General features: G+C 71.2%; 16 protein-coding genes. 8 read left to right on the top strand and 8 right to left on the bottom strand.

The annotated features are described in order from the left end of the window. Positions 1-34: 34 nt before the first annotated feature. Positions 35-1780: a phosphatidylglycerol lysyltransferase domain-containing protein gene (locus ACVW00_RS11295; RefSeq protein WP_457110991.1), complete on the top strand. Its 1746-nt coding sequence runs from the start codon at positions 35-37 to the stop codon at positions 1778-1780. A gap of 33 nt (positions 1781-1813) precedes the next feature. Here ACVW00_RS11295 and ACVW00_RS11290 read toward each other — a convergent pair whose 3' ends face one another. From ACVW00_RS11290 to ACVW00_RS11275, 4 genes are all read right to left on the bottom strand, one after another. Further along, positions 1814-2671 (bottom strand): HpcH/HpaI aldolase/citrate lyase family protein, encoded by an 858-nt coding sequence (locus ACVW00_RS11290; protein WP_457110990.1) that lies wholly within the window; start codon positions 2669-2671, stop codon positions 1814-1816. Further along, entirely contained in the window at positions 2668-3750 is a 1083-nt protein-coding gene (locus ACVW00_RS11285; protein ID WP_457110989.1) for an HpcH/HpaI aldolase/citrate lyase family protein, read from the bottom strand. The genes ACVW00_RS11290 and ACVW00_RS11285 overlap by 4 nt, the downstream gene beginning before the upstream one ends. 73 nt (positions 3751-3823) lie before the next feature. Further along, positions 3824-4657 carry an SGNH/GDSL hydrolase family protein gene (locus tag ACVW00_RS11280; RefSeq protein ID WP_457110988.1) on the bottom strand — a complete coding sequence of 278 codons (834 nt, stop codon included), beginning with the start codon at positions 4655-4657 and terminating at the stop codon, positions 3824-3826. Beyond that, entirely contained in the window at positions 4645-5733 is a 1089-nt protein-coding gene (locus ACVW00_RS11275) for an alpha/beta hydrolase (protein ID WP_457110987.1), read from the bottom strand. Before ACVW00_RS11275 ends, ACVW00_RS11280 begins: the two co-directional genes overlap by 13 nt. A gap of 171 nt (positions 5734-5904) precedes the next feature. Between ACVW00_RS11275 and ACVW00_RS11270 the strand changes: the two genes are divergently transcribed. From ACVW00_RS11270 to ACVW00_RS11260, 3 genes are all read left to right on the top strand, one after another. Next, positions 5905-6468: a LysR substrate-binding domain-containing protein gene (locus tag ACVW00_RS11270; RefSeq protein WP_457110986.1), complete on the top strand. Its 564-nt coding sequence runs from the start codon at positions 5905-5907 to the stop codon at positions 6466-6468. Positions 6469-6593: 125 nt separating this feature from the next. Continuing rightward, complete coding sequence (locus tag ACVW00_RS11265; protein WP_457110985.1) at positions 6594-6827, top strand: WhiB family transcriptional regulator; 234 nt, start codon at positions 6594-6596, stop codon at positions 6825-6827. Positions 6828-6845: 18 nt separating this feature from the next. Beyond that, positions 6846-7448 (top strand): TMEM175 family protein, encoded by a 603-nt coding sequence (locus ACVW00_RS11260; protein ID WP_457110984.1) that lies wholly within the window; start codon positions 6846-6848, stop codon positions 7446-7448. A 9-nt stretch (positions 7449-7457) separates the two neighbouring features. On the opposite strand, the gene ACVW00_RS11255 is transcribed toward ACVW00_RS11260, so the two are convergent. Genes ACVW00_RS11255 through ACVW00_RS11240 form a run of 4 tightly spaced genes read right to left on the bottom strand, consistent with a single transcriptional unit; the run spans position 7458 to position 12029 of the window. Then, positions 7458-8375 carry an acyl-CoA dehydrogenase family protein gene (locus ACVW00_RS11255; protein WP_457110983.1) on the bottom strand — a complete coding sequence of 306 codons (918 nt, stop codon included), beginning with the start codon at positions 8373-8375 and terminating at the stop codon, positions 7458-7460. Continuing rightward, positions 8375-9241: an acyl-CoA dehydrogenase family protein gene (locus ACVW00_RS11250; RefSeq protein ID WP_457110982.1), complete on the bottom strand. Its 867-nt coding sequence runs from the start codon at positions 9239-9241 to the stop codon at positions 8375-8377. Before ACVW00_RS11250 ends, ACVW00_RS11255 begins: the two co-directional genes overlap by 1 nt. Next, positions 9238-10479 (bottom strand): acyl-CoA dehydrogenase family protein, encoded by a 1242-nt coding sequence (locus tag ACVW00_RS11245; protein WP_457110981.1) that lies wholly within the window; start codon positions 10477-10479, stop codon positions 9238-9240. Before ACVW00_RS11245 ends, ACVW00_RS11250 begins: the two co-directional genes overlap by 4 nt. Further along, positions 10479-12029, bottom strand: a complete 1551-nt coding sequence (locus ACVW00_RS11240; RefSeq protein ID WP_457110980.1) for a FadD3 family acyl-CoA ligase — start codon at positions 12027-12029, stop codon at positions 10479-10481. The genes ACVW00_RS11245 and ACVW00_RS11240 overlap by 1 nt, the downstream gene beginning before the upstream one ends. A gap of 167 nt (positions 12030-12196) precedes the next feature. Here ACVW00_RS11240 and ACVW00_RS11235 point away from each other — a divergent pair, with 167 nt between their 5' ends. The 4 genes from ACVW00_RS11235 to ACVW00_RS11220 are packed head-to-tail and all read left to right on the top strand — an operon-like array spanning position 12197 to position 15939. Further along, entirely contained in the window at positions 12197-13396 is a 1200-nt protein-coding gene (locus ACVW00_RS11235) for an acyl-CoA dehydrogenase family protein (protein ID WP_457110979.1), read from the top strand. Further along, positions 13393-14196, top strand: a complete 804-nt coding sequence (locus tag ACVW00_RS11230) for an SDR family oxidoreductase (protein WP_457110978.1) — start codon at positions 13393-13395, stop codon at positions 14194-14196. Before ACVW00_RS11235 ends, ACVW00_RS11230 begins: the two co-directional genes overlap by 4 nt. A 4-nt stretch (positions 14197-14200) precedes the next feature. Then, the gene (locus tag ACVW00_RS11225; RefSeq protein WP_457110977.1) at positions 14201-14779 is read left to right on the top strand and encodes a TetR/AcrR family transcriptional regulator; all 579 of its coding nucleotides are present in this window, start codon (positions 14201-14203) and stop codon (positions 14777-14779) included. Next, on the top strand, positions 14776-15939 hold the full coding sequence (locus tag ACVW00_RS11220) for an acetyl-CoA C-acetyltransferase (protein WP_457110976.1): 1164 nt from the start codon (positions 14776-14778) through the stop codon (positions 15937-15939). The genes ACVW00_RS11225 and ACVW00_RS11220 overlap by 4 nt, the downstream gene beginning before the upstream one ends. Positions 15940-15961: the final 22 nt, after the last annotated feature.

The following is a 15961-nucleotide window of genomic DNA, read 5'->3' as shown; positions in this document are numbered from 1 at the left end:
GCCTGTGGACAGGTCGCGCAGGCAACACTCGAGCGTGCACGTGCAGAAGGAAGAGCGCCGCTGGCTCCCGCGGACGGTGGACAGGAACGGCGTACCCGGATGGGCGGCTCTGAAGTCACCGCCGTGGATCGCCCGCATCGTCGCTGCGGTCGGGGCGATGACGATCCTCAGCGCCCTGCTGCCGGCGTTGCGAGGCCGGGTCGACCTCGTGACCGCGATCCTGCCGGACTACGCGCCGGCCGCGGCGACGACCGGCGCGCTGGCGACCGGGACGATCCTGATCGTGCTCTCCCGCGCCTTGCGTCGCGGCAAGTTCCGGGCCTGGCTGCTGGCCACGGTGATCAGCACGTTCACCGTGGTGCTGCACCTGGTCAAGGGCCTGGACGTGGAGGAGGCGGCCGTCACGACGGCCATGCTGGTGCTGCTCGTCTCGGCACGGCCGAACTTCTCAGCTCGGCCTGACCGGCGGTCGCTGTCCCGGGTGCTCGCCGTCGCCCTTGCGGGCCCGGTGCTCGCCACGATGCTCGGCTGGATGTGGCTCGCCATCGACGCTGACGGCCAGCTTGCCGGCACGGCACAGGGTGAGCGGCTCCGGCAGGCGTTCGAGGGGCTGGTCGGGATCACCGGACCCGTCCATTTCGCGCACGCCTCCGATGCCCACCACGCGGCCATCGCGCTGCTGACCCTCGGCGCGACCGTCGCCGGGTTGCTGGTGCTGGCGCTCACCATGCCGGCGGGCGGACCGCACCCGCTGACGCCCGACGAGGCAGCCCGCCTTCGCCTCCTGCTGGACCGTTGGGGAGAGGTCGACTCGCTGTCGTACTTCGCGACACGGGGAGATCGTTCGGTCATCTTCAGCAAGAGCGGCAAGGCGGCCGTCACCTATCGCGTGGTCGGCACGGTGACGCTTGCCGCCGGTGACCCGGTCGGGGACCCCGAGGCCTGGGGCGGCGCGATCGAGGCGTGGTTGGCGGAGGCCAGGTCCTTCGGCTGGGTGCCGGCCGCGCTCGGCGTCAGTGAGGCCGCCGCGACGTGCTTCCACCGCGCCGGCCTGGACGCGCTAGAGCTCGGTGACGAGGCGATCGTCGACGTGGACTGCTTCTCGCTCGACGGGCGCAGCATGCGGGGCGTGCGCCAGGCTGTGTCCCGCTGTGAGCGGGCAGGCCTCGCGATCGAGTGCGTGCGCGTGCGGGATCTCGACGACGCGACCCGGGAGGAGATCCGGGCACGCGCGGACGAGTGGCGCGACGGCGCCGTCGAGCGAGGGTTCTCGATGGCGCTCGGCCGGTTCGTCGATCCGGTCGACGGCGACTCCGTGGTGGTCCTCTGTCGTGACCGGGCGGGCTGCGTGCGCGGGCTGCTCAACTTCGTGCCGTGGGGTCCGGACGGGCTGTCGCTCGACCTGATGCGCCGCGACCGTGGCGCGGAGAACGGGATCGTCGAGCACATGGTGGTCGGGCTCTGGCGGCACTGCCCTGATCTCGGCGTACGCCGGTTCTCGCTGAACTTCGCGGTGTTCCGGTCGGTGTTCGCGCGCGGCGACCGGCTGGGAGCGGGGCCGGTGCTGCGGATGTGGCGGTCCCTGCTGCTCACGCTCTCGCGGTTCTGGCAGATCGAGTCGCTGTACCGCGCCAACGCGAAGTACCAACCCACCTGGGAGCCGCGGTTCCTGTGCTTCGCTCGCCCCGGGGACCTGCCCCGGATCGGTACGGCCGCGCTGCGTGCCGAGGCGTTCCTGGTTGCACCCCGCTGGGCGCAGCGCATCGTCTCGCGGCGCTAGTGCGTCCCGGTCGAGACAGAAACGCGGAGCTCGCTAGAGCGCCGCGATGGCCTCGGCGATCGCCAGCGTCCGCTGTGCCGACTCCACGTGCAGGTTCTCGATCATCCGGCCGTTGTAGGTGACGACGCCGGAGTCGCGGGCCTCCCAGGCGGCGAGGATGCCCTGGGCGTCCTCGATCGCCCGGGCCGACGGCGCGAAGGTCTCGTTGGCGCCGTCGACCTGGCCGGGGTGGATCAGCGTCTTGCCGTCGAAGCCCATCTCGCGGCCCTGCCGGCACTCGGCCAGGAACCCGTCGAGGTCCTTCACGTCGTTGTAGACCCCGTCGATGATCACCTTGCCGGTCGCCCGGGCCGCCAGGAGCGCGAGGCCGAGCCCCGCGAGAAGCGGCTGACGGCCGGGGACGTGCTCGGCGTACAGCTCCTTGGCGAGGTCGTTGGTGCCCATCACCAGGACGGTCAAGCGCTCGGACGCCGAGGCGATCTCCTCGGCATGGAGCATGGCGTACGGCGTCTCGACCATCGCCCAGAGCTTCGTGTGCTCGGGCGCGTCGTGGCCGGCCATCGCCTCGACCAGCTCGAGCACGGCATCGGCGGAGCTCACCTTGGGCACCACGATCGCGTCGGGACCCGCGGCGCAGGCCGCCGCGAGGTCGTCCGCGTGCCACTCGGTGTCGGCCCCGTTGACCCGGATGGTCAGCTCACGACTGCCGTACTCGCCCGACTGCACCGCGGCACAGGCTGCGTCGCGCGCGGCCGGCTTGTCGTCAGGGGCGACGGCGTCCTCGAGGTCGAGGATCAGCCCGTCACAGGCGATCGACTTCGCCTTCTCCAGTGCGCGGGCGTTGGACGAGGGCATGTAGAGCACAGAGCGGCGCGGACGGAGCGTGCTCATGCGCCCTCGACCTCGATCGCGTCGTACCGCGCCTTGAGCTCCGGATCGATCGCGGCCAGCTCCTCGGCGAGCGCGACCATCACCTTGCACTGCTTGACCGAGGCGTCGTCCTCCATCTTGCCGTCGAGCATCACCGCGCCGGTCCCGTCGCCCATGGCCGCGATGACCCGGCGGGCGTGCCGGACGTCCTCGACGCTGGGGGAGAAGACCTTGTTGGCGATGGCGATCTGCTTGGGGTGCAGTGACCAAGCGCCCACGCAGCCGAGCAGGAAGGCGTTGCGGAACTGGTCCTCGCACGCCACGACGTCGGCGATGTCACCGAACGGCCCGTAGTAGGGGTAGATGCCATGCATCGCACAGGCGTCGACCATCCGGGCGATGGTGTAGTGCCACAGGTCCTGCTGGTACGTCGGTCGTGGTGCGTCGATCTGTCCGTCCACCGGGTCCTGCCGGACCAGGTAGCCGGGATGCCCCCCGCCGACGCGGGTGGTCTTCATCCGGCGGTCGGCGGCGAGGTCTGCCGGACCGAGCGAGAGCCCCTGCATGCGGGGCGAGGCGCCGCAGATCTCCTCGACGTTCGCGACACCCCGCGCGGTCTCCAGGATCGCGTGCACCAGGATCGGGCGGTCGAGGCCCGCCTTGGCCTCGAGCTGGGCGAGGATCCGGTCGACGTAGTGGATGTCCTCGGCGCCCTGGACCTTCGGCACCATGATCACGTCGAGCTTGTGGCCGATCGCCGGCACCAGGGTGGTGAGGTCGTCGAGGACCCAGGGGGAGTCCAGGGAGTTGATCCTGGTCCACAGCTGCGTCGGCCCGCTGGTTCCCCCCAGATTGGCTGTGTCGAGGGCCACCTTCACCAGGCCCTCGCGGGAGATCTCCTTGTTCTCCGCCTTCACCGCGTCCTCGAGGTTGCCGAGAAGCACGTCGACGGTGCCGACCATGTCGGGCACCTTCGCGGCCATCTTCGGGTTGCCGGGGTCGAAGAAGTGGATCGCGCGGCTCGGCCGGGCCGGGATCTCGCGCAACGGGGTGGGCGCGCCCACGGCGAGGGGCGCGAAGAAGTCCTTGGCGGTACGCATGAGCCGGAACCTAGCAGCGCCCTTGCGGCGTGGGTATGACGCACGTCTCGCCCGCCGGTCAACCTCGACGACGTCACAGGTCTCCAGGTGTCGCCTTCATGAGCGCGGCCACGATCACCTTCATGCCGACCGCGTTCGGGTGGTCGCCGTCGTCGGCGAGCAGGGGCGTCGGATCTCGGCCGCCTGATCCCTTGAACGGCCGCACGAGGTCGACGCACCGCGCCCCCGAGGTCCGGGCGGCGCGGCAGATCGCAGCGTTGGCCGCATCGGTCACGCGCACGCTCCAGTCGTGCTCCGCGCGGCCCTCCGCATCGAGCGCCACCTGACCATCGAGGAAGACGTTCCAGTAGTTGGTGACCAGGACGTGATCGGTGCGCCCGCCGCGCGCGGACTGCAGGGCTCGGAGCACCCGGGAGAGGTTGCGGCCCACGGCCGCCGCCGCCACCTGGAAGCACGTCCGTGGGCAGCCGGACGAGCGCCGCGCCCGCAGCTGCGGTGCGAGGTCGTTCGCGCCGATCGTCACCACGACCATGTCGGCCCGGGCGGCCGCGGACCGGGTCTGCGGGTTCGAGGTCAGGTCTGTGAGCAGATCGTCGGTGACGGCGCCGTTGTCCCCCAGGTTGTCCACGTGCACGGGCCGGTGGACACGGTGGCCGAGCGCCGCGGCGTACTCGTCGACCAGACCGCTGCACCCGCAGTTCGTGCCCGCCATCACCGAGTCGCCCAGCCCGATCACCCGGAGGGCGCCGGTGCCCGTAGCCGCCGACGACTGGAGCGACTCCGCTCTGGCGGGTGCCGATGTCGCCGGCGCGTGCAGGGCCCCGGCCGGCGCGCCGTGCGTGCCGCACGCGGCCAGGACCGCTGCAGCTGCGAGCACGCAGGCCGCGCGGCGCGTCAGGCCGACCACGCGGATGCGCTCCAGGCGAGGGCGGCCGGCAGGTAGCGGCGATAGTTCTCGAAGTTGTGGCCGCCGACCGGGAACGCTATGTGCGCGACCCCCGGGTCGCGGGCTGTCACCGCCAGCATCCTGCGGGTCTGGGGCCAGGTTTCCTTGTCTTGCTTGCCGGCGACGAGCAGGAGCCGGTCGCCTCCGAGGCCGCCGCGCCGCTGGTCGCGCAGGTAGAGCCACAGGGGCGAGTTCTCCTGCTCGAGCGTCCGGTCGCCGCCGAACAGGTCGCCGGTCGTCCGGTCCTCGAGAGGCTGGTAGTACGCGCCGAAGCTCACTGACGAGGAGTACTGCGCCGGCTGGCTGGTGAGCAGCTTGCTGGCGCAGAAGCCCCCGGTGCTCCAGCCCATCACGGTCCAGTCGCGTCCGGGCTGCTGGACCCGGTAGTGCGCCGTCACGAACGCCGGGACGTCCCGTTGCAGCCAGGTCTCGGCCTGCGGTCCGCCGGGCACGTCGGTGCACTCGGTGTCCCGGGGCGGGGCAATCATCAGGCTCGGGAACACCGCGACGAACGGCGGCACCTTCCCGCTGTCGATCAGCCGCGTTGCGGTGGCCGCGAACTGGAAGTGCCGGAAGGTGCCGTCGGGCGTGCTCGGCTGGCCGGGCAGGAACACCACGACGGGGAACAGGTGCTGCGCCGTCGACGGCGCGTCGTACTGCCGGGGCGTCCAGACCAGCACGCGCTGGTTGCGACCGTCGACGGGGGCGTGGACGGTGTACGACCGCACGGCGCCCTGCCCGGACCCGACCAGCCCGCCGGTGTGGATGGCCGTGTCCGGGCTCGGTCGGCCGAGCAGGTCGGACCAGCTGGTGTAGAAGCCGTAGTTGTCGTTGATCGCCAGTCCGACGGCCGAGACTGCGAAGGCCTGACCGGCGACGACCAGGGCCACGATCGGTGCGGTCCGGAGCGCGACCCGTCGGCCCAGAGAGGTGGCCCGGCCGCTCTGCCGGGTGACGAGTGCGGCCACGGCAAGGACCGACAGGACGGCGCCGGTGATCATCTCGACGAACAGGCCGGTGGTGGTGAGCCCGAACATTCCCCAGTGGCCTCCTCGGCACGAGAACTGCCGATCACGGTAGCCACGGACCTTTGCCGATCCTGTGCGTCTGGGCATTTCCTTGGCCAGATCCTCGGTGATTCTCAGCGCCGCGCCCGGTCGTTCACGGCAGCGTTCCAGGGGTTGATCGACGGCGGCTAGCCTGAGCCGGTGCCCGCTGCCACTTCGTTCCGCGTCGGCTTCGTGCCCGGCGTGATGCCCGGCAAGTGGGAGCGTGCGTGGCGCGAGAGGATGCGCCGGCCGCTGGAGCTGGTGAACGTCGAGGTGGCGGACCAGGAGGCGGCGCTCCGGGAGGGGCGCGTGCAGATGTGCCTGGTGCGGGGCGAGGTCGACCGGGACGCGTTCCACCTGATCCCGCTCTACCGGGAGGTCCCGGTGGTCGTCGTACCGGTCGAGCACCCGGTGACGGCGTACGACGAGATCGACCTCGCCGAGCTCGCCGACGAGCTCGACGTGCTCCGGCAGCACCCCGGGCTCGCCCTCGGGGACGCGATCGCGACCGTGGCCGCCGGCACCGGAATCGTGGTCGTACCGATGTCGCTGGCCCGGCTGCACGCCCGCAAGGACGTTGCCTTCAGGCCGGTCACCGGGGTCGAGGAGTCGCCGGTCGGGCTCGCGTGGCTCCGCGACCAGCCGGGTGACGACGACGATCCGGACATTCAGGCCTTCATCGGGATCATTCGCGGGCGGACGCCGCGCAGCAGTCGCACGTGACCTGAAAAGTCAGGGCTACCTTAGGGAATTCTCCCGATGCCGCGCCCTACCTCAGACGCCCACGCTGGTGCTCCAGGTCGAGGGAGATCCCCAGCCGACCGAGCCACGCGAAGAGGGTGCAGCCGATGTCCAACCTGCCGTGCCGCGACGAGCCCGACCTGTTCTTCGCGGAGTCGCCTCGGCTGTTGGAGCAAGCCCAGAACCTGTGCGCCGCCTGCCCCGTCCAGGAGCTGTGCCTCGCGGGCGCTCTCGAGCGGCGGGAGCCGCACGGCGTGTGGGGCGGCAAGATCCTGGTCGGCGGCCAGGTCGTCGAGCACAAGCGTGGCCGTGGGCGTCCCCGGAAGACGGACGTCGCCTGACCCCTCTACGCTCCCGCCATGGGCACCGGGCGGTTGGAAGCGTTCAGCGATGGCGTGCTCGCCATCATCATCACGATCATGGTGCTGGAGCTCCCGGTGCCCGAACATCCGACCTGGGATGCGTTCAGGCACGACACCGCCACCGGTCTCCTCGTCTACCTCCTGAGCTTCGTCTACGTCGGGATCTACTGGAACAACCACCACCACATGCTCCAGATCTGCGAGCGGGTGAGCGGAGGGGTGCTCTGGGCCAACCTGCACCTGCTCTTCTGGCTGTCGCTGTTCCCGTTCGCCACGAAGTGGATGGGGGAGGACGACTTCGAGCGGGTGCCGGTGCTCGTGTACGGGCTCAACCTGCTGATCGCCGGCGTCGCCTACTACCTCCTCGAGCGCACGATCATCAGGACCGAGGGGCCCGAGTCCCGGCTGAAGAAGGCACTCGGGCGTGACGTCAAGGGGCTCGCGTCCCCGCCGGTCTACCTGCTCGGCATCATCGCCGCGACCTTCTTCGAGCCCTGGTTGGGCATGGTGTTCTTCGTGGCGGCGGCGCTGATGTGGCTGGTGCCCGACCGGCGGCTGGAGCACTTCGTCGCCGAGGCGGCGGCTGCCGAGGAGACGTGACGGCTCGGCTCATCGAGCCTCGAGGGCTGCCGCCCGGTGCAGGTGCGCCGCGCCGCTGAGCTGGTTGAGCGCGTGCGCCCGCTTGAACACGAGCTGGGCGTCGTGCTCCCAGGTGATCGCGATGCCGCCGTGGAGCTGCACGGTCTCCGAGGCGATCTGCTCGAGGGCGTCGGAGCAGTACGAGCCGGCGACTGCGGCCAGCCGGGTCAGCTCGCGGGCGCTGTCCGTGCCCGGATCGGCGAGGTGCGCGGCAGCAGCAGCCGTGGCGCCCCAGCTGGCCGAGCGGGACGACTCCAGGAGGACGAGCATGTCGGCCATCCGGTGCTTGAGGGCCTGGAAGGAGCCGATCGGCCGGCCGAACTGCACGCGCTCCTTGGCGTACGCCACGGTCATGTCCAGCGCGCGCTGCATCGCCCCGACCTGCAACGCCGAGACCAGTGCCGTGCTGATCGCGCGCACGTCCGCCGGCGGCTCGACGGGGGTGGTCGCAGTCTGGAGCCGGAGCGTCTGGTCCATCGTGCCGGTGTGCTCGGTGGGCTCGAGGACGACCGCTCCGAGGGTGAAGGGCACCACCTCGCCCGCGGCGAGCCGGGGGAGGAGGTCCGACCGCTCTGCGTCGGTCCCGTGCAGGAGCGTCTGCGCGGCAGCCAGGGTGCTGGCCAGCAGCGGGTTGGGCGCGAGGTTCGCGCCGAGCTCCTCGAGGACGACTGCCGTCTCGACCAGCGAGGCCCCGAAGCCGTCGTACTCCTCGGGGACGGCGAGCGCGGCGACGCCGACCTGCTCGCACAACGCGCGCCACAACCCGGTGTCGTAGCCCGCGGGCGTCTCGATGGCGGCGCGCAGGGCCGTGCTGTCCGACCGCTTCGCCAGGAGCGCCCGGACGGTACGGGCGAGCTCGTCCTGCTCCTCGGTGCGCGCGAAAGGCATCAGAGGGTCCCGGCGATGTGGTCGAGCACCCGCGCGCGGTGGTACGCCGGTGTGCCCCATGCGGTCACCAACGCCCGGACCCGCAGGATCCAGAGGCCGAGGTCGAACTCGCCGGTGTAGCCGATCGCGCCGTGCACCTGCAGGCCCACCCGTGACGCGCGGTAGGCGGCGTCACCGGCGGCGACCTTGGCGGCCGACACGGGCACCTCGCCGAGCGCGGCGCCGAAGACCAGCGGCCGGGCGAAGTCCAGCGCGATCCGCACGTCCGCGAGCTGGTGCTTGAGCGCCTGGTAGGAGCCGATCTCGCGGCCGAACTGCCGGCGCTGCTTCGCGTAGGCGACGGAGTCCGCGAGCAGCCGCTCACCGGCGCCGAGCAGCTGGGCCGCGCAGGCCAGCACCGCACGGTCCACCGCCTCGTCGTCGAACGGCTCGGCGCCGGTCACCTCGACCAGCGTCCTGGTGCCGTCGACCGACGGGTGGACCGTGCCCGCCGTGCCGCTGAGCAGCCGGGCGACGTGCGCGTCGACGGCGTACGGCATCAGCGGAGGCACGGCCGCAGTGATCATCGAGCCGGCGAGCTGCGGCGCAAGTGCGGCCGACTCGATCCACGGCCCGACCGCCAGCTCGTGGCCGAGCACCTCGAAGGCGACCGCCAGGTCGACCAGGGTGCCGCCGAGGCCTCCGTCCTCCTCCGGGGCCACCAGCGCAGTCACGCCCTGGTCGGCCAGTCGCTTCCACAGGTCCTCGCCGGGCGTGGTCTCGCCGGCGGCCCACGCGCGGGCCACGGAGACGGAGTCCGCCGCGCGCATCAGGTCGGTGAGCGACTGGGCGAAGCCGGTCTGCTCGTCGGTGAGCTCGAACCTCATCGGCGCACCTCCCGCGGGAGCCCGAGGATCCGCTCGGAGACGATGTTGCGCTGGATCTCGTTGGTCCCGGCGTAGATCGGGCCGGACAGCGAGAACAGGTAGCCGTCCATCCACGGGCTGTCCGCGCGCTCCGCCTCCGGCCCGAGCAGGTCGAGGGCGGTCTCGTGCAGGGCGATGTCGAGCTCGCTCCAGAAGACCTTGTTGACCGAGCCGGCCGCGCCGATGTCGCCACCGTCGGCCAGCCTGGTGACCGTGCCCCAGGTGTAGAGCCGGTAGGCCTGCGCCTTGATCCAGGCGTCGACGACACGGTCCGCCCCGCCGGTGGTCCGGCCCGTCCCTCGGGTGGGGTCTGCCCTTCCGGTGGTTGAGCCTGTCGAAACCCCCTCCGCCGTCGCCCGCCACAGGTCCACCAGCCGGTCGGCGGCCGCACAGAACCGTCCCGGCGAGCGCAGCGAGAGGCCGCGCTCGTTGCCCGCGGTGCTCATCGCCACCCGCCAGCCGTCGCCAGGCGCCCCGAGCACGTCGGAGTCCGGCACGAAGACGTCGTCGAAGAACAGCTCGGCGAAACCTGCCTCGCCGTCGAGCTGGGCGATCGGCCGCACCGTGACACCCTCGGCGTCGAGGGGAAAGACGAAGTAGGTCAACCCGTGGTGCCGCTCCGCGTCGGGGTCGCTGCGGAACAGCCCGAAGCCCCAGTGGGCGTACGTCGCGCGCGAGGACCAGGTCTTCTGGCCGTTGAGCACCCACCCGCTCTCTCCCGTGGTCGATCTCGACTGGGCTCGATCCAAGGAGCCGGGTGAGACCCGGGTCGCCGTCGACCGCAGCGAGGCGAGGTCGGACCCCGCCTCCGGCTCCGACCAGGCCTGCGCCCAGATCTTCTCGCCGGTCGCCATGCTCGGCAGGAACCGCGCCTGCTGCTCCGGGGTGCCGTGCTCGAAGATGATCGGGGCGAGCAGGAAGATGCCGTTCTGGCTGAGCCTGCCGGGCGCGCCGGCGCGGTAGTACTCCTCTTCGAAGATGACCCACTCCACGAGCGACGCGTCGCGGCCGCCGTACTCCGGCGGCCACGAGACCACCGACAGACGCGCCTCGGCAAGCTTCGCCTCCCACTCCTGGTGGGCAACGAAGCCCTCGGCGGAGTCCATCGACGGAAGGCGGTCCTGCGGCACGTTGGCCGCCAGCCACTCGCGGACCTCGGCCTGGAACGCGCGCTCCGACTCCGACAGGGTCAGGTCCATCAGGTCGTCTCCGCTCCGGTGGTCGAGCCTGCCGAGATCCGCCGCAGCTCGGTCTTGAGCACCTTGCCGCCGAGGTTGCGGGGGAGCACGTCGACGAGCTCCACCTCCCGGGGCACCTTGAAGTTCGCGAGCCGCTCGCGGGCGAACTCGACCACGGCGTCGGGCGTCACGTCGCCCACCACGAACGCCTTCCCGACCTCACCCATCCGCTCGTCCGGTACGCCGACCACGGCGACGTCGCGCACGCCGTCGAGCCGCATCAGGGTCTGCTCGACCTCGGCCGGATAGACGTTGAACCCGCCGCTGATGTACATGTCCTTGAGCCGGTCGGTGATCGTCAGGTTGCCGTGCTCGTCGAGGGTCCCGATGTCGCCGGTGTGCAGCCAGCCGTCCTGGTCGATCGCCTCGGCGGTCGCCTTGGGGTCGTCGAGGTAGCCGAGCATCACGAAGTCGCCGCGCAGGAGGAGCTCCCCGGCCCCGTCGTCGTTCGGGGCAGCGATGCGCGCCTCCATGCCGGGGATCGTCCGCCCGCAGGTGTTGGCCACGGTCTCCGCCGAGTCGTCCTCGCGGCACATTGTGACCACGACCGCCTCGGTCATCCCGAACGCGGTGACGACCTGGTCGATGGCCAGGCCCTCGGGCGCTGGTGCGCGCATCCGCTCGATCAGCACGACCGGCACCATGGCGGCACCCGTGACGGCGAGCCGCAGCGAGGAGAGGTCGAAGCCGCCCCGGGCGGGTGCCGAGAGGAGTGACTGGTAGAGCGTCGGCGCCCCGGGGAAGACCGTGATCCGGGCGTCCTGGATGAGCCGCATCGTGGCGTCGAGGTCGAACGTGGCGACCGGGTAGAGCGTCGCACCGGTGGTGAGGCCGGTGACGATGCCGACCTTGTAGCCGAAGGAGTGGAAGAACGGGTTGACCACCAGGTAGCGGTCGTCGGCGTTCACCCCGCCCAGCTCACCCCAGGCACGTGCGACGCCGACCGTCTGCCGGTGCGCCGACATCGCGCCCTTCGGCCGGCCGGTTGTCCCGGAGGTGAACAGGATGTCGGCGACGTCGCCCGGCTGCGCGGCGTCGGCCCTGGCCTCGACCTCCTGCAGGGGCGTGCCGTCGCCGGCCGCGACCACTCGCGCCAGGTCGGCGATGTCGACGATCTCCAGCACGGAGTCGAGGTCACTGGCCGCGCGGAGGTCCGCGATCTGCGTGCGGCCGAGGAAGCCGTCGGCCACGACGACGAGCTGGGCGCGGGTGCGCTCGACGATCGCGGCGACCTCGTGGCCGGTGTAGCGGCTGTTCGCCGGCACCAGCGTCCCCCCGGCGTACGAGACGGCGAGCGCTGCGACCGCCCAGTCGATGCTGTTGGGCGCCCAGATCACGACGCGCGCGCGCGGCTGCAGCCCGAGCGCGACGTACCCGCGGGCCGTGTCGCGCACGAGTGCGTGCAGCTGCGCGAACGAGACGGTGCGGTCACCCTCGACGTACGCCGCGTGGTCCCCGAACGCCTCGGCCGCGGCACGAAGGACCCCGGGCAGGGTCTGTGCACCGGTCAACGGTGGCCTCCTCCGCAGGTGAGATCTTCGTCGGTGGTCGCGACATGCCTCGGTGTTCGAGCGAAACACGTCGGTGGTCGAGCGAGACACGTCGGTGGTCGAGCGAGACACGTCGGTGGTCGAGCTCAGTCGAGACTCCCAAGCAAGTGCTTGGTAGGCTACCAGACATGGCCGACGACCAGACCTTCCGCAGGGAGGTGCGCGCATGGCTCGCAGACCACCTCGTCGGCGAGTTCGCGTCGCTGCGCGGGCTCGGCGGACCCGGGCGCGAGCACGAGGCCCACGACGAGCGCCTTGCGTGGGACCGGCACCTCGCGGAGCACGGCTGGACCTGCATCGGCTGGCCGGAGGAGTACGGCGGCCGCGGGCTCTCGCTCGAGCAGCAGGTGATCTTCCATGAGGAGTACGCGCGAGCCGACGCCCCCGGCCGGGTCAACCACCTGGGCGAGGAGCTCCTCGGACCGACGCTGATCGCATTCGGCACCGACGAGCAGAAGGCGCGGTTCCTGCCGAAGATCCTCGCCGTCGAGGAGCTGTGGTGTCAGGGCTACTCCGAGCCGGGTGCCGGCTCCGACCTGGCCAACGTGCAGACGCGGGCTCGGCTGGTTTCGACAGGCTCGACCACTGGGTCGGAGTGGGTGATCGACGGCCAGAAGGTGTGGACCTCCCTGGCGCACCTCGCGGACTGGTGCTTCGTCGTCGCCCGCACCGAGGCTGGGTCGAAGCGGCACGCCGGTCTCTCCTACCTCCTCGTGCCGATGGACCAGCCCGGTGTCGAGGTGCGCCCGATCGTGCAGCTCACCGGCACCTCGGAGTTCAACGAGGTGTTCTTCACCGGCGCGCGCACCTCGGCCGACCTCGTCGTCGGTGAGCCCGGTGGGGGATGGGCGGTCGCGATGGCCACCCTCGGCTTCGAGCGCGGTGTCTCCACGCTGGGCCAGCAGGTCGGCTTCCGGCGCGAGCTGGACGCGCTGCTCGACCTCGCCAGGGCGAACGGCGCATACGACGACCCGGTCGTGCGTGACCGGCTCGCACGCGCCGACGTCGAGCTCGAGGTGATCCGGCTCAACGCGCTGCGGACGCTGGCAGCATCAGCCACTCCCGAGGAGTCGTTGAAGTCCGCCAGTGTCGCGAAGCTGCTCTGGGCCCGCTGGCACCGGACCCTCGGCGAGCTGGCGATGCTGGTGCGCGGGGTCGACGCGCTCACCACCGGGCCGGACTACGACCTCGACGAGTGGCAGCGGCTGTTCCTGTTCACCCGGGCCGACACGATCTACGGCGGCTCCGACGAGATCCAGCGCAACATCCTGGCCGAGCGCGTGCTCGGCCTTCCCCGAGAAGTCCGAACCAGTGAGGCACGCGCATGACCGCGACCAGGCCCGAGCAGCCGACTCCCGACTACGTGCCGGGTCACGGCCTCCTGCGCGACAAGGTCGTCGTGGTGACCGCTGCGGCCGGTGCGGGCATCGGGGCCGCGGTGGTCCGGCGGGCCCTGGAGGAGGCCGCGCGGGTCGTCGTACTCAGTGACACGCACGAGCGCCGCGTCGCCGAGGCGCACGAGGCGCTCGCCGGAGAGTTCGGCGGTGACCGGGTGGTCTCGACGGTGACGGACGTGACGCAGGAGGACCAGGTCGCCGCGCTGCTCGACCTGGCCGACGCCCATGGTGGAGTCGACGTGATGGTCAACAACGCCGGCCTCGGTGGGACCGCGAGCGTCCTGGAGATGACCGACGACCAGTGGGGCAAGGTCCTCGACATCACCCTGACCGGCACCTTCCGCTGCGTGCGTGCGGCGTCGAACCGGATGGTCGCCAACGGCACCCGGGGCGTGATCGTCAACAACGCCTCGGTGATCGGCTGGCGTGCGCAGGAGGGTCAGGCGCACTACGCCGCGGCGAAGGCGGGGGTGATGGCGCTGACGCGGTGCGCGGCGCTCGACGTCGCTCCCCACGGCATCCGCGTCAACGCGGTGTCGCCGTCGCTGGCGATGCACCCGTTCCTGGCGAAGGTGACCTCCGACGAGCTGCTGCACGAGCTGAAGCAGCGGGAGGCGTTCGGCCGCGCGGCGGAGCCCTGGGAGGTGGCCAACGTGATGGTGTTCCTGGCGAGCGACTACTCGTCGTACCTGACCGGTGAGGTGATCAGTGTCAGCAGCCAGCACGCCTGAGCCCGTGACCGGACAGAGCCGCCGCGACGAGCTGCTCGCGATCGCGGCGACGCTGTTCGCCGAGCGCGGGTTCAAGAACACGACGGTGCGCGACATCGCCGACGCCGCCGGCATCCTGTCGGGCAGCCTCTACCACCACTTCGACTCCAAGGAGGCGATGGTCGACGAGCTGCTGGACACGTTCCAGACCGAGCTCTGGAGGCGGTACGACGAGATCGAGGCCTCCGACCTGTCGCCGCGGGCCAAGCTCGAGGCGATTGTGCGCACGTCGTTCGACGCCATCGACCACCACCACAGCGAGGTGGCGATCTTCCAGAACGATGCGGCGCACCTGGTGACGTTCGAGCGGTTCGCCTATCTCAACGAGCGCAACAACAAGTTCCGGACGCTGTGGACCGGGCTGCTCCGGGCCGGGGTCGACAGTGGCGAGCTGCGGGCCGACCTCGAGGTCGAGCTCGTCTACCGGTTCCTCCGCGACACGGTGTGGGTGGCCGTCCGGTGGTACCGGCCGGGCGGGACCCTCTCCCCGTCCGACATCGCGGACCAGTACCTGCGGATCCTCCTCGAAGGGATAGCGACATGACCGAGGCCTACATCGTCGACGCCGTGCGGACGCCCGTCGGGAAGCGGCGCGGCTCGCTGGCCGGTGTGCACTCGGCCGACCTCGGCGGCCACGTGCTGTCCGCCCTGATGCGGCATACCGGCGTCGACCCGGGCGCCGTCGACGACGTGATCATGGGCTGCTGCGACACGATCGGGTCGCAGGCCGGCGACGTCGCCCGGACCGCCTGGCTCGTCGCCGGACTGCCCGACCACGTGCCGGGCGTGACCATCGACCGTCAGTGCGGGTCGTCGCAGCAGGCGGTGCACTTCGCGGCCCAGGGCGTGATGTCGGGCACCCAGGACCTGGTCGTCGCGGGAGGGCTGCAGAACATGTCCGCCATCCCGATCTCCGCGGCGATGCTGGTCGCCGACCAGTACGGCTTCACCACGCCGTTCGCCGAGTCGCCGGGATGGGTTGCTCGCTACGGCGACGTCGAGGTGTCCCAGTTCAGCTCAGCGGAGATGATCGCCGAGAAGTGGGGCATCAGCCGCGAGCGGATGGAGGAGTTCGCGCTCGCGTCGCACACCCGGGCGAGGGCCGCGATCGCCGAGGGACGGTTCGACCGCGAGATCGAGCCGGTCACGCTCCCCGACGGGGGCGTCTTCAACACCGACGAGTGCCCGCGCGACACCTCGCTGGAGAAGATGGCGGCGCTCGAGCCGCTCACGCCGGGCGGGCGGATCACGGCGGCGGTCGCCTCCCAGATCTGCGACGCCTCCTCGGCGATGCTGATCGCCTCGGACCAGGCGGTGCGCGACCACGGGCTCACGCCGCGTGCGCGGATCCACCACCTGTCGGTCCGCGGTGACGACCCGGTCTGGATGCTCACCGGTCCGATCCGGGCGACCCAGCACGCGTTCGAGAAGACCGGCCTGTCGGTCGACGACATCGACCTCTTCGAGTGCAACGAGGCGTTCGCGTCGGTCGTGCTGGCCTGGTCGGACGAGATCGGCGTACCGCTGGACAAGGTAAACGTCAACGGCGGCGGCATCGCGCTCGGGCACCCCATCGGAGCGACCGGCACCCGGCTGATGACCACGCTGCTCAACGAGCTGGAGCGGACCGGCGGCCGCTACGGCCTGCAGACGATGTGCGAGGGCGGCGGCCAGGCGAACGTGACGATCATCGAGCGCCTCTGAAACCCCTTCGACGCGGTCGCCG

Source organism: Marmoricola sp. URHA0025 HA25 (assembly GCF_054059435.1).
The sequence above is the reverse complement of the archived record's forward strand: the minus strand, read 5'-3'. Positions and strand labels throughout refer to the sequence as shown.

Excerpts from the sequence above, each read along its gene's own strand:
- ACVW00_RS11275 (WP_457110987.1), bottom strand. The coding sequence starts at position 5,733 with ATGTTCGGGCTCACCACCACCGGCCTGTTCGTCGAGATGATCACCGGC.
- ACVW00_RS11255 (WP_457110983.1), bottom strand. The coding sequence starts at position 8,375 with ATGCCTTTCGCGCGCACCGAGGAGCAGGACGAGCTCGCCCGTACCGTC.
- ACVW00_RS11265 (WP_457110985.1), top strand. The coding sequence starts at position 6,594 with ATGTCCAACCTGCCGTGCCGCGACGAGCCCGACCTGTTCTTCGCGGAG.
- ACVW00_RS11245 (WP_457110981.1), bottom strand. The coding sequence starts at position 10,479 with ATGGACCTGACCCTGTCGGAGTCGGAGCGCGCGTTCCAGGCCGAGGTC.
- ACVW00_RS11250 (WP_457110982.1), bottom strand. The coding sequence starts at position 9,241 with ATGAGGTTCGAGCTCACCGACGAGCAGACCGGCTTCGCCCAGTCGCTC.
- ACVW00_RS11285 (WP_457110989.1), bottom strand. The coding sequence starts at position 3,750 with ATGCGTACCGCCAAGGACTTCTTCGCGCCCCTCGCCGTGGGCGCGCCC.
- ACVW00_RS11220 (WP_457110976.1), top strand. The coding sequence starts at position 14,776 with ATGACCGAGGCCTACATCGTCGACGCCGTGCGGACGCCCGTCGGGAAG.
- ACVW00_RS11230 (WP_457110978.1), top strand. The coding sequence starts at position 13,393 with ATGACCGCGACCAGGCCCGAGCAGCCGACTCCCGACTACGTGCCGGGT.
- ACVW00_RS11235 (WP_457110979.1), top strand. The coding sequence starts at position 12,197 with ATGGCCGACGACCAGACCTTCCGCAGGGAGGTGCGCGCATGGCTCGCA.
- ACVW00_RS11290 (WP_457110990.1), bottom strand. The coding sequence starts at position 2,671 with ATGAGCACGCTCCGTCCGCGCCGCTCTGTGCTCTACATGCCCTCGTCC.
- ACVW00_RS11260 (WP_457110984.1), top strand. The coding sequence starts at position 6,846 with ATGGGCACCGGGCGGTTGGAAGCGTTCAGCGATGGCGTGCTCGCCATC.